We start from the raw sequence: 13,388 nt of genomic DNA, 5'->3' as shown, positions 1-13,388 counted from the left end.
GCAAATGATGCCCACTATAAACGAAAAACCCGGAGCATGGAGGGCATGCGCCGGGTTCAGTTGTTACAAAGTTTGTCAGTTTTTCATTCAGGTTGTTCAGGTTGCACCTTCTCTACTTTCCGCAGTGGTGGATTCATCCACACCACATGACCTGTGTGAGCGCCCAGTCGGGTGGAGTTTTCCTGTTTCTCTAAGGTCTTCTGATCAATCACATAAGCGTAATCTGGCGCTGAGCTGCACCCTGTCATTACAAGAGCCGTAGCAAGGACTATCAGACCTGTTAATTTTGCTTTCATTGTTGGCCTCCTTTATTAAGCACATTTTCACTATAGTCGGCCCAATCAAATTCACCTAACATATTTTTGTTACATCTAAATGACAGTGATGAAATAATTTAAAATATTTTCAAATCAATCAATAACCGTCTGATTAATATGAAATTATTATTTTAATTTTCTGAATTTGAAGACAGGTTTTTTTTTGCTGTTTTGTGTTAGCTGTTGAAATTCATCAGCTTCCCTTTCCACATTGCTGTGAAATGGTTATAAAGTCAGACCAGAACAGTGTTCTTTCTTTTTCAAATCAATCACCGGATAACATGAGTAAAACAGAGTTAGTCACCCGCGAAGGTTATGAAGCCTTGCAACAGGAATTAAACCATTTATGGCGGGAAAAACGCCCGGACACCACCGCCAAAGTGGCTTGGGCGGCCAGCCTGGGCGATAGATCAGAGAACGCGGACTCAGGGTTAGAGCTACCATTTTCATACTAAATTGAGCATTTAAAGGCCATTCAGAGGAGTATGCGTACTATTAATAACATACTATTCTGTCTTGAACACTGGGGTCACCAGTAAACCCATTATCTAAAACACCTACAAAAAAGGTTGAGTTTTGGCCAACTAAATGCGATACCTATTTGAAGTCTAAGGGCATAAAGAGAAGGACTTTTGAATGCCTAGTGTAATAACAGAGAAAGTATTCCAACTCACCATCTATCTGGTCAAAAATAATAATGCTGCCAATGAAGACTTAGTAAAAGTCGGAAACGCGAAACCTCCAGTGTCATTTGAAATATCTGGAGCACCCGCGACACTATATGTTCGCCGGCGGAAAACAAAAACTCCCGATTGGACAACACTACTTCTGCAATCAGAGGATGTCCAAGCTAGTCTTTTCGATGAAAACTCAAGTAGCGGAGCCCTTTTGGTTGTCCGACTGACCGATGCTACTTTTCTTGTCACTTTCGGATTAGGCCATACATTGCATAACCCTGAGGCCATTGAGCGTGATTTCGGCCTTCGTGTAGCACTAAACTCAACGAAAAGCTCTGAAATTCGTAGTATGGATAAAGCCACCAGTGAATTGACTCCGCTGAACTCCAGAACACAAAGCAGCTTAGGAGTGGACATTGAGCAACTATTAATTGATACCGAAACTGACTTGCTCTATGCCATTACAGGGATCAGTAATGTTGATATGTTCGGAAGTGTTGTTACTGGACGAGATTCTCTGACTATAAAACCTAAATTAGAGTTGGGCCACTTACCCAGAATATTACGCAAAACACTAGAACGTTACCAGGCTGGTTTACCTTCTGATTACGAATGGGTAGATAACATTCGTCGAGAAAAAGACACGACAGTGGTAACGCAGTTAGAGAGTAAGTTGCTTCAAGATATACAGAGTGGCAGCAATACTAAGATATGGCTGGGCGAACCTGAAATTGTCGATTGGGAAACAAATCTGGGGTATTCGTTCGGGATGGATAAGAGTACTTATCCTGTATTAAACCTGCATAGATTGACCACATATATATCAAATAAGCATGGGGTAATATCAATCTCAAATCTCAAGAATGAAACAATCCATTGCCTAGATTCATCCTATTCATCATTTAAGCAGTGGTCTGCTTATCGCAGCATTTACGCAGAAATCACCTGGAACAGCTGCACTTATATGCTTCGCAATGGTGTGTGGTACAAAGTTGCAGATACTTTTGTTGATAGTATCAACGATGCTTTAAGCAGAATTCCACATTACACAATCACCTTGCCTGAATTTGACCATAACGATGAGCAGCACTACAACATGTTCGTCGCATCAGCAATCTCAGATATAGAGCTGCTTGACAGAGATACCGTCACATTTGGTGGACGCTACAGCAAAATTGAAGTTTGCGATTTAATAAAAGCAAGTACAGATCTGATACATGTCAAAAAATACACAAGTTCACAGACCCTCAGTCATCTGTTTTATCAGGGTTTGGTATCTGCAGAGACTGAATCGCCACTAATTTCCTAGACACCTTTCAGTTAGATAAACTAACTCAAAGAGAGGTGCCTATGAGCAGTAAACGTTACCCCGAAGAATTCAGAATCGAAGCAGTTAAGCAGGTCGTTGATCGCGGCCATTCAGTTGCGGATGTTGCCAAACGGCTCGATATCACCACGCACAGCCTGTACGCCTGGATTAAAAAGTACGGTCCTGACAAACAACAGCATAATGATTTGGCTGACGCTCAGGCCGAGATTAAGCGACTGCAAAAAGAGCTGAAGCGAGCCACCGAAGAGCGCGACATTCTAAAAAAAGCCGCGGCGTACTTCGCAAAGCTGTCCGACTAAGATACGCCTTCATTAAAGAACACTGCGACAGCTGGCCGGTGCGCTGGCTTTGTAACATGTTGGATGTGCATCCCAGTGGATACTATGCGTGGAGTAAGGCATCGCTGTCGAAACGCGATAAAGCAAACCGGCGGCTGACAGGATTAATAAAACAGTTTTGGCTGGAGTCTGGTTGTGTGTATGGCTACCGTAAAATTCATTCTGATTTACGTGATTTCGGCGAGTCTTGCGGCATTAACCGGGTATACCGGTTGATGCAATCCGAAGGGCTTAAAGCACAGGTTGGATATCGCAAACCCAGATCACGTAAGGGGGACAGCCATATCATTACGCCGAACCGCTTGCAGCGGCAGTTTAATCCGTTAGTGCCTGACGAGGTATGGGTAACTGATATCACGTACATCCGCACGCATGAGGGGTGGCTGTATTTGGCTGTGGTTGTGGATTTGTTCTCGCGCAAGGTTGTTGGCTGGTCGATGCATTCCCAAATCAGCAAAGATATTGTGCTGAACGCATTGCTGATGGCCGTGTGGCGACGTCAGCCTAAAAAACAGGTGATGGTTCACTCCGACCAAGGGAGCCAATACACCAGCCATGACTGGCAGGCATTCCTGAAAACTCATGGCTTACAAGGCAGCATGAGCAGACGCGGAAACTGTCATGACAATGCAGTGGCAGAAAGCTTCTTCCAGTTGTTAAAGCGAGAGCGGATCAAGCGGAAAGTCTACACGACGCGTGATGAGGCCAGAAGTGATGTGTTTGATTACATTGAAATGTTTTACAACAGTAAACGGAAACATGGTTCCAATAATCTGCTGTCACCGGTAGAGTATGAAAACCGTTACCAAGAACGGCTGGGAAGTGTCTAGTTTATTGGTGGCGATTCAGACTATTTCATGACTATTTGGTTAAATCGGCGGGTAATACCCCAGCAATTTATAGCTGGTTGGAAGGATTTGGAATTGGAGGGCACGCAATCCTCGACATTCCTCGTAAAAAAGGATGTTTGAGGTGCGCATATGTTGAATCCAACACAGGGACGAGAGGCCTCGCATCTAATCTCAACTTTTTGATACCCAATCAAAATATAGTGAAGAACTATGCGGGCTGCGGAGAAATGTTTATCCCTTACGGAGCGATAAGCTCTACACAAACAGCCCTTATTGCCGCAGATTTAGCAATCAGTTATTTGGAGAAGAAACTGACTGAATCAACAAAAGTTAGTTGGAAGGGCGATAGCAAAGAATCAGAACTCCAAGGACTGAAACTTACCTCCAGATATTACACTTTTAATTCATCTTTGAAAAAACAACTGTTGCGGCACCCTCTCTGTGATATCTGTCACCCTGAAGAGCCAATTAAGTTCTTAAGCCCATCCGGCAAACGTCTTTATTTGGCCGAAGCAGTTTATCAAAAGATGCTTGGCTACAAACAAATAGAACCATCTTCAGTGGAATCTGCTGGTCTTCTTATTGGATGCTATCTTCAGAATGGTGATGTGCTAGTCGATGAAATAACAACTCCTAAAGCATCAGATACAAGAACCAGAACCACTTTCACATTAGATGCTGAAGCTCACCAAGCAGACATTGATACTGCCTACGATGAATCAGATCGGTTACTTGGATATATAGGTACATGGCATACTCACCCACAGGACGTACCTGTACCATCCGGCATAGATAAAATGGATTGGCGAAGTCATGAGCGTGATAATCCAGATCGCCCATTGTTCTTTATAGTCGTTGGTTTACAGAAAACATCTGCGTATACGCTTCATAAAGGTAGTATCGTTGAACTATCGCTGCAGATTGAATCTGTCTTAAATGAGGAGCCAGGGAGCAAACATGATTGAGCAGAATATAAGTATTCACCAAGCTGCATTTGAGCCGATAGAGACTCTTGATGAATTAAACAAATTCTTATCGTCGTTAGGGACATTACCTGAATCAGCTCGACTAGGTGTACTGACCGATATGAACGGCCAGAATCAAGTTTTAGTTATTCTAGAACCGAACTTTAAAGTGAGTTTGCGCCTAAATCTTCCAATAAATGAAAAACGTAGAGCACTTTTAAAACTCGGGGCCGTCACGGGCATTGAATTACGTCATCTACAGGGAAAGCAATTAACAACGAATGATATTAATACGTTAGAAAATTTGGTGGGTGTGTGGAACCAATGTGAAGGTCAATCCACCGTCTTAGCTATTGATGAGTTAGAGGCATTTTTGTTACGACTTGTAGATGGTCGTAATGAAACGGGGAGAGGAAAGGGATTCACTAAACCAACGCTTGATAGAGTGGCACAGGACAGCCATGGATACTGCATGTTTGAAGGTTGCGGGGAAAACCTTGTGGTTGATGATCTAACTGGGTACTTAGGTAATTATGGCTACAATGCTCATAACGTTGCTTCATCGGAATCAGGGCCAAGAGGAATACCCTACTTATCTGCACTTTTATCAGATGAACCAAATAATGTCTTGATGCTATGTGATAAACATCACAGGTTAATAGATAAGATCGCGACTGTTGATTTTAATGCGTCTAGGCTAACTAAAATGCGAGAGGAATTTACCAGGAGTGTGACAAGACTGCTTGAAGGCCTGAGTTTTCGACCAGTACCCGTCTTTTCGATCCTCTGGCCAATTGGAGGTCATGTCGCATCAGAGCCAGACGAGCGCGACATAGCCAACTGTCTTTCTCATATCAAGGCTCGTATTGCTGGAACACTAAATGTCTTAAGTAGTAATGATAAAAGCTATCGAAGGAAACCAGAAAGTTTTCTAAATGATATGAATGAGGTAGTGGAGCATGAAGCCCTTTCCATAATTCAGCAAACTCAAAAAGCATCACATAAAGCAGCACTATTTGCGTTTGGCCCGATGCCTGCATTAGTGGGTTTAGGTGCTTGCTTAGGTAACAAATGTGAAATCACCCCAATGCTTCGTTACAGAGATGGTAATTGCTGGATGTGGCCACAAAAGAGAAAAATTGATAAGCCGTATGAGATTAAGTGGGACGGAGATCAATTATCTGGCACACAAGAAGCTACGCTGTGTATTGGAATGACAAATTACACTGATTCTATGAGGCGGCAGGAGCTGAAACTTGGGCTGCCAACAATTAAAGTATTAGCTAAACAGATGGGGAACGCAGCGATTCCACATCCACACAATGGGCTTGAATTGAAAGCAGACCTCCATACCTTAATGCAAACACTTTTTGACAAATATGCAATACAAAGACTGCATGTATTAATATGCGCCTCTAACGCCGTATGTGTCTTTTTAGGGCAAGCGTTTGATTTATATCAACCTGACTTACTAGTTTATGATTTTTCGGGTGATGAGATGGAACCAAGACTATTAATAAGTTACAAGAAAACAAAAGTTGAATTATCTGTGCCTAAATCGGTTTAAATCCGTGCTCATTTAGTTAACTTCTACATTTCAATGTAATAAACATGCTTACATATGACACATTAAAAAAATGTTTGATTGCAGCCATATGTTAAAGAACATCTATCAAGCTGTAGTATCTAAATATATTTTTAGGATTTCATCCAATCACATACATCAACTGCACATTTTTTAAATGAAAAATTGACATTCAAATAAAAAACAATCCAGACACATGTTTCCATAAAAAACATATACGCATATTCCCTATTTACATAAATTAAATTAGGATCAGATGCACCAACAAAGAACGCATCTACCTACTCAATAGACCATTATCCAGCATCGAACACCAGATAAAAATCTAAAGGGCTAGACAGAACATACTAAGAGTTTATGTATAAAAATGATTAAGTACATATTAGCCTTTATGATGGCCATTTTTTTAATTGGCTTAATATACTATGCAGGCAGAGTGCTTCGAGCAAAGCACGATTCAGACATTCGTATCGTATGGTATTTTTATGCCCTTACACTTGTGGTCTCTCATCTAATCGGCTTCTGCGCTGTTACGTATGGCGCCATTGATAGTACTGGGGAATTTAGAGGTGAAGCTGGCAACCTAATTAATGATCTAATTATAGCGTCTCTAGACATAAATCTAAGTCTTTCCATTATTTTTGGGGCATTATTACTGATATTAGGCCCTCAGTTTATTTCTTACATTTTTAGTGGATTGCTAGGAGTTGCTGCATCACCAATCTACATTAGTGAAAGTTTAAGCTTTTTAGTGTGGGGCATTGTAAAAACATTCATCGTAGTGTCCGGGATTTTAACAACAATCCTCCTATTCGGGTTGTATTTATCTTGGAGCTATTTTCAGTCGAGCAATATCATAGCTTGGATCATACATTCACTAATTTTTTGTTTATTTTCTTTTTTTGTGCTTATGGTTTATAGAGAATCCGAAGAATTTTTGAGTGATGTCAGAAATTTCATACCTAATAAGGTAGTTGAATTGTTTAAACATGTACATTACTGGTGTACAAGACATGTAAATAATGAAAAATAAGAGGATTATACAAAAGGTGCATAACGAGTTGCCGCCGCTAATTACTATTAGTTGGACAATTTTATCTGTATGGCTTCACTGGCAATAAGGCAGCGAACTAGGGGGCGATAATAATAAGAGCTGTTGTTCAGTAGGTAACTCTAATTAACGAGCAATAGATCAATCAGCTTTTAACCCAGATCGATGATTGATTTCTTTGCGAATTTTTATTGCTGAGTCTAGTGGCAGATTTTGTGCAATTGAGAAAATTGCTACACCTATAGACAAGCACATCAACACCAGAAAAAAGATAAAATGGAGAATACCTTTATCAGACTGGGTTGCAACTAAAAGTAAACTCGCTACTGCGAGAAATAAAAAAAGCCAACAAACGATAATATTATAATACCTACCCAGTTGCTGCCATAAAGTTGGTTCATCAATTGTCACCGAGTCATCCTCAGCAACCTTAATATAAGCATTAGCTCGCCTTATGGAGATCCAAGTAATATTACTTGAGCTACTATTATATAAATTTATTAATGCGTCTCTCCTTTTCTTTTCAGCATAAATACCTGTGGCAACTTTAAATATCCTGGTTGTTCTAATTTCACCTAAGACTTTTTCAGTAAGTCCATCAACATTATCTTTATTTGATAGATACTTTTCGATTTCCTCTGATTTTCTACTATATTTCTCTTCTCGCAACTTTATAAAAAATAAAATATTATTATTAAATGCAATCCAAGCAAGCATCCCCAATAGAATAAACCATCCGTAAGGTGTTTTAATTAGATTATTTATCGCTTCCATGAGTTTAGGAATACTATTAATAGTTTCAATAAATTCTGCAATCAATCTTGAATCCTCTCTAAGATTTTACTCTTTATTAGCCATTGCTAGATATTATTATAAATAAATGGGATAAAACTCGCCTAAGCACAGAACTGTAATTTATAAGTTAGCATTTGGTTCAATGCGCAGGTAATTAATGCTATTTACAAACCTGGTCTGCTCACCAACAGCCCCGTGACAATTGGCGAATTGTGTTACTAATATTTAGGTGTCAGAAGCGGATATTTCCAGATTTTACGAGTTCACGTCCGCTTTCGAATGTTAAATACTTTTCTATTCAAACGTTTGCTCCAGCTCGGCAAATCGATATGCTTCGAATTTCCTTTCCTCACGAATTGCTTCTTTGAGAATCAACATTTTAGATTCTGCAAACCGTCTTATTTCCGGTATAGAGTAATCTGTGAGTGCAGAAAAAGCTGCAGCGCGTTCCTCCATAATATCTGCTCTTGAGCCTGACCAGGAGTTTGGACAAATGTCTTCATATATTTCATTTGCAATAGCCAGTTTATCTTTGGCCACGTCAAGTAACACTAAAGCATGTTCAGTCAGAGTTACCACTCTATGCTTTTCATCTTGGCCAGGATCTTTAGGCAAATATTTGAATGCAGAGATGGATTTAGCGACAGCCTGAAGACGCAACTCATCTTTGTTACACCACGCAAGTAAACGACTGGTTGGCACATCATTTAGATAAGAAACATGCCTCGAAAAGTTATCTCTAAACAAGCGGGATGCAAGATATTCTTGCCTATCGTCACCATTAAATACTCTATTTAAGACAAGCTCGGGGAAGTTATTAACTAATATCGAAATTGTTTTGGTGAGATCTGACCTGAATAGCCGATAGTTACCTATTCCTTCACATAACAGATCGATAATTTCATTAATTTCCGTTTTTGGAGCTGTTTTAGTTAGGCACGTTTCAATAATTTTATCCAAACCAAATTGCTGATGATTATTAAAGTCATCTTTATCTACTGACAGCAAGCTAGAAATAGATTTACGGCCCAATTTTCTGAGGATTTCTTTAGGTACATAAGTGCTATTTTTGTCAATGAAGAATCGCATACCAAGTATTTTAATTACTGAAAACACGCCATTATCTAAATTGTTAACTGCATTTAGAATTGCAGCTAAATCATCGTCATTAAGCGTCTCATGAATACGGCCCAATCCTATGCGTTCAAACCGCGATGCTTCCAGAAATCCAGCATTTGCCACCTCACGCAGTTTATTGGCTCCCCATCGGTCTAATGGTGTTGTGCTAAGTAAATAGACAAAGTGCAGCCGTAATTCTGGGATCAATAGTGTTTGTTCTTGTAGTTGTTTTGCCAGTTCACGATTTTCTAAATAAACAGCTTTGATAAAGCCAGCAAATAAGTCTGGATAAACTACCGTTAACTTTTGTTTCTGCATCAACGAGACTAGTGAATAAAATGCCTTGAGCTTGTCCCAGCTTCCTTGCGCAAGTCCTTTGCCAAACATCCACATTGAATCAGTATTTACGCACCAAAGCTTCGGAGCCAGATATTCCAAAGTATCTGGTTGTTTTGCAACAATCTCACCGAACTTAGTGATTTTTTCGCTGATAACCTCATAACTTTCTGAGTAACTTTCGTCACAGTATTCAGTAAGAGCATGAATATTAGAGAAAATATGGTTTTCTAAGTCTTGAGTAAAATTCGAAGGAGCTAGTTCTTTTTCTAAGCTTTCCAATAAGGTGAGTAGTTCTGGTGTATGAGTTTTCCCGTCATAATGCAGAGTCTGTTTTACCGACCGCCAAATCTCAGGCCAGTATTCTATAGCACTCTGCTGTCTTATTAATTTAACTAGAGTTTCGAAGCAATGTGCTTTTGACCAAAGACCGCGGAAGTAAGCTGATAAAATACTCCGGTTGCGATTCCTGATCTTCTCCTCAGTAGACTCAAGACCGGATTTTAAGATATCAATAAATCCCTCATACCATACTTTTACTTCCGCGTTCGTCTTGGGTTGCCAGCCCCAATCTCGTTTACGGGCACCAAAGCTAAAACCGCCAAAGGAAGACCAGTTGTATGCTTCAAAAGCGGAACTGAATAGTTTTTCTGCGATTTCTTGATGCTTTTTGTTATCGCTATAGTGTAAACGCCGCAGAAACTTCTGTCTGCGCTCTGGAGTTGCCTGAGTACCTGAGAGATATAGTGAGAATAGCTGGTCTAGCTTGTCTACTATACTGTCGTTTTTTTCATCTTTATCTTCTGTTTCAGCGAATTTCAGCAACATCGCCGCAGCTCTATCAAACATTTCATCTTCATACGCCAACTTAACGAGTAGGCTTACAATGCTGGAAAAATCATCATTTTTTTTTCTAGAAGCAAAGTTTTCATCTTCACATGCTTTTTCTATAGCTGAAAGAGCTGCTGCGGGTAAGACAGGTGCAATATAACTCAGTATGGTTAAATGTTCCGGGTCACCGGCTGCGATGTTGTTTAGCGGTGATCCGAGCTTTAGCCAGCTACTTGCTAGTTCATGTGCCGCTTGGCAGTCATGCAAATAGCCCAGCCTGTGCGCACACGACTTAAGTAAGCGGTTATTCTCTGGTTTAAACAGCTCTGAATTGATTTCATCTGGTGCGATATTTTCCAATGCTCTACTTGCCAACCGGTTAGCAAGTGCATGTGGTAAAACTGCCCGCCAGTTACCCCGTTGTTGAATAAGCTGACGGCGGAGCAATTCGGCTTGATCTTTGTGCAGCGAGGTCCGTTTAACATCCCCGATCTTTGCTAACACGCTAAGTTCGTCGTTAAACTCTTTAGATGACACATTAAATGAATAAACCAGAGACAAAATCTCAGCGTTGATCAATAAGCTGTCAGAGTGCTCTTTCCTCTGACTGAACAGTCGTTTGAAAAGTGCATCATCAGAAAACTTAGTCAGTGTTTCATCGGCGTTTACCCGATTAGCCAAAGCTATTGCCACGCGAGCGTTACCACCAGCAAACTCAGCGATCCTATCAGCATTGAGCTGCCCCAGCTCCGGAAAGAGTCTTTGAATAAGCGCAGAGACGGTTTTCTCGCTGGATGGTTCAAGATGGATGACACCTGTTTCCTCAGGCTTATCGTCTGAAATATCATACTCAATCGTCAACAGGCTTAATCTTGCTTTGCTCTCTGATAGCTGTTTCTGCAACTGCCTATGCACTTCCGGGTTACAGTTATCCAGTACTACAAAGGCTGGATAATCGTTGGCGATTAAATAGGTCAGCAATTCCGCAGCAGAGGGTTTTAAGTCTTCGCCTAAATCAGCATAAATTACGTCGGTTGATGGCAAAGCATTCTCACCAGTTCCGGCTTCAAATAATGCTTGGGCAAACCTTGTTTTTCCAACACCTGACAATCCGGTAATTCTTACTGCGCTGCGGGGATTACGGAATTTATCTCTGGCCAATTTTATTCCGTCGAGAAGTGCAACTGCGCTTTTATCTGGGGAATTTAGATCTCTTACGCAGGGATGATCGTCGAGGAGTAATTCATCTTCTTTGTTAGTCGGTACAGACGTCCAGCGTCCAAATGGTTTCCAACCAGCGAGCGGTTTGCCAAGTTTTATTCTTGTCCAAAGCGCAACACCCGGATGCTGCCTCAACCAATTAGAAAGCCTATCACTGCAATAAAAATCAAGTTTAAGGTTTTCCTCATTTGGCAAACCTCTAATCACTGATGCCATACCTGAAATACGATCAGCAAGCATTTTATCTGAGCAACGATCCTTCCCGCTGACAATAATGTAAGCGCCGTGATTGTCTGCAAGATGGGAGATGATTTTTTTAACATTGCCGCGCTCCTGCATCTCTTTAGCGCAGGCGGCTTTACTCATACTATTTTTCTTGACTTGAATACCAGTGTTTATGCGGGGTACAAAGCCTGGGGCCGCCAATGAGCCGATTTCTTGCACGTAAACATCAAGACCACCGTCAGGCGCTTCTTGCGCTCCGCCCCATTTTATATGGACTGGTGATATTCCTTGTCGGCTTAATTCAGCTTCACAAAGGCGAGCGACTAACTCTCTTAAATCGCTATCGTTTAAATTCGAAATATCTGCCGGCGTGAGTTCAAAAAGTATCATTGAGCCCTCAATTGATTCTTTGTCATTATTTATGGAACGGAAAAATAATTGATAACAACATATCAGGCTTTCTGAATCGACCAGACTTTCTTAGACAGTTTGTTGCCTCATAAAGTACTGCTTTTCAAATACAGCAGGAGGCAGATCACCACTGTACCCATGTTTGCGTTTGATGTTATAGAACATTTCGATGTAATTAAAGATATCCGACTTCGCTTCTTCTCTGGTTACATACACTTTTCGCCTGACCCGCTCTCGCTTTAACAACTGGAAAAAGCTTTCTGCACACGCATTGTCATGGCAATTACCGCGACGACTCATACTGGCTTTGAGGTTGTGTTCTTTTAAAAAGCCTTGCCATTCGTAGCCAGTAAACTGGCTGCCTTGGTCGGAATGAACAAGGACTTCCTGCTTGGGTTTTCTGCGCCAGATCGCCATTAGTAACGCTTTGAGCACCACATCCGCATCCATTCTCGGCTGCATCGACCAACCAACAACCTGACGCGAGAACAAGTCCAGTACGACCGCCAGATACAGAAAGCCTTCATGGGTTTTGATGTAAGTTATATCGGTGACCCAAACCCGATTCGGTTCTGTGACATCAAACTCGCGTTGCAACACATTCTGCGCCACCACCGCAGGCTTGCCATGGTAGTGGCCTTTCCGTCTGCGGTATCCCACTTGCGCACTCAGCGTTTCCTGCTTCATCAGCCTGGCCACGCGGTTTTTACTGCATCGTTCGCCTAAATCTTTCAAATCGCTGGTGACTTTGCGATAGCCATAAACACAGCCACTTTCCAGCCACGAATGCTTAATTAACCCTAACAAGCGGTTGTCTTCCAAGGTCCGGCCAGAATGTGGCTGTTTTAACCATGCATACAACCCGCTGCGCTGAATATTCAGCACCTGACACATCAGTTGCACCGGATAGTGAGCCAGTCTGGATTTTATGAACGTGTACTTTTCTTTGACTCCACGGCAAAGTACACGGCGGCCTCCTTTAATATATCGCGTTCCATCGTCACCCGTTTCAGTTGTTTCTCTAACTCACGGATCTTGGCTTCCTGCTCAGAAACCTGTTGATAATGTTCGCTGTTGCTGCCGTATTTTTTAAGCCACAGGTAAAGACTGTTTGTAGAGATGTCTAAACGCTTCGCAACGCTCGCCACAGAATGGCCGCGCTCCGTAATTTGCTTGACTGCTTCAATCTTAAATTCTTCTGGAAACCGTTTTGTCGTCATTTGTCCCCCTTAACACACTGCATTGTAATGCTATTTTGTGTCTAGGAAACTCTGGTCGATTCATTCCTTGGCGTAGCTAACGATTAGAATGTTTCTTGTTTAGGTTGAGAAGTAAA

9 protein-coding genes are annotated in these 13,388 nt (G+C 41.4%); 5 read left to right on the top strand and 4 right to left on the bottom strand.

From position 1 onward, the window contains the following. Positions 1-83: 83 nt before the first annotated feature. Entirely contained in the window at positions 84-296 is a 213-nt protein-coding gene (locus EK374_RS01010; RefSeq protein WP_127019345.1) for a hypothetical protein, read from the bottom strand. A 302-nt stretch (positions 297-598) separates the two neighbouring features. On the opposite strand from EK374_RS01010, the gene EK374_RS01005 reads away from it, so the two are divergent. The 5 genes from EK374_RS01005 to EK374_RS00985 all read left to right on the top strand — a co-directional run bounded on the left by EK374_RS01005 (position 599) and on the right by EK374_RS00985 (position 6,045). Then, a complete protein-coding gene (locus tag EK374_RS01005) occupies positions 599-772 on the top strand; it encodes a hypothetical protein (protein WP_233280306.1) in 174 nt (57 codons plus the stop codon). Positions 773-953: 181 nt separating this feature from the next. Beyond that, positions 954-2,303 (top strand): TIGR04141 family sporadically distributed protein, encoded by a 1,350-nt coding sequence (locus EK374_RS01000; RefSeq protein WP_127019343.1) that lies wholly within the window; start codon positions 954-956, stop codon positions 2,301-2,303. A gap of 41 nt (positions 2,304-2,344) precedes the next feature. Next, a protein-coding gene (locus EK374_RS00995) for an IS3 family transposase (RefSeq protein ID WP_127019341.1) occupies positions 2,345-3,492 on the top strand; the annotation gives its coding sequence in 2 pieces (ribosomal slippage) (positions 2,345-2,582 and positions 2,582-3,492; 1,149 coding nt in all). A gap of 248 nt (positions 3,493-3,740) precedes the next feature. Continuing rightward, entirely contained in the window at positions 3,741-4,478 is a 738-nt protein-coding gene (locus EK374_RS00990) for a Mov34/MPN/PAD-1 family protein (protein WP_127019339.1), read from the top strand. Further along, positions 4,471-6,045 carry an SAVED domain-containing protein gene (locus EK374_RS00985; RefSeq protein ID WP_127019337.1) on the top strand — a complete coding sequence of 525 codons (1,575 nt, stop codon included), beginning with the start codon at positions 4,471-4,473 and terminating at the stop codon, positions 6,043-6,045. Before EK374_RS00990 ends, EK374_RS00985 begins: the two co-directional genes overlap by 8 nt. Before the next feature lie 1,210 nt (positions 6,046-7,255). Here the strand turns inward: EK374_RS00985 and EK374_RS00980 are convergent. From EK374_RS00980 to EK374_RS00970, 3 genes are all read right to left on the bottom strand, one after another. Continuing rightward, positions 7,256-7,933 (bottom strand): hypothetical protein, encoded by a 678-nt coding sequence (locus tag EK374_RS00980; protein ID WP_127019335.1) that lies wholly within the window; start codon positions 7,931-7,933, stop codon positions 7,256-7,258. 270 nt (positions 7,934-8,203) lie between these two features. Next, a complete protein-coding gene (locus EK374_RS00975) occupies positions 8,204-12,031 on the bottom strand; it encodes a hypothetical protein (RefSeq protein WP_127019333.1) in 3,828 nt (1,275 codons plus the stop codon). 90 nt (positions 12,032-12,121) lie between these two features. After that, positions 12,122-13,272, bottom strand: a protein-coding gene (locus EK374_RS00970) for an IS3 family transposase (RefSeq protein WP_127019331.1) whose coding sequence is annotated in 2 segments (ribosomal slippage) — positions 12,122-13,035 and positions 13,035-13,272 — 1,152 coding nt in all. Because the reading frame shifts where the segments join, the coding sequence is not laid out codon by codon here. Positions 13,273-13,388: the final 116 nt, after the last annotated feature.

It is taken from the genome of Rheinheimera mangrovi, assembly GCF_003990335.1.
GTDB classification, from domain to species: domain Bacteria; phylum Pseudomonadota; class Gammaproteobacteria; order Enterobacterales; family Alteromonadaceae; genus Pararheinheimera; species Pararheinheimera mangrovi.
This window is presented reverse-complemented; position numbering and strand designations above follow the sequence as displayed.

Excerpts from the sequence above, each read along its gene's own strand:
- EK374_RS01010 (WP_127019345.1), bottom strand. The coding sequence starts at position 296 with ATGAAAGCAAAATTAACAGGTCTGATAGTCCTTGCTACGGCTCTTGTA.
- EK374_RS01000 (WP_127019343.1), top strand. The coding sequence starts at position 954 with ATGCCTAGTGTAATAACAGAGAAAGTATTCCAACTCACCATCTATCTG.
- EK374_RS00990 (WP_127019339.1), top strand. The coding sequence starts at position 3,741 with ATGTTTATCCCTTACGGAGCGATAAGCTCTACACAAACAGCCCTTATT.
- EK374_RS00975 (WP_127019333.1), bottom strand. The coding sequence starts at position 12,031 with ATGATACTTTTTGAACTCACGCCGGCAGATATTTCGAATTTAAACGAT.
- EK374_RS00985 (WP_127019337.1), top strand. The coding sequence starts at position 4,471 with ATGATTGAGCAGAATATAAGTATTCACCAAGCTGCATTTGAGCCGATA.
- EK374_RS01005 (WP_233280306.1), top strand. The coding sequence starts at position 599 with ATGAGTAAAACAGAGTTAGTCACCCGCGAAGGTTATGAAGCCTTGCAA.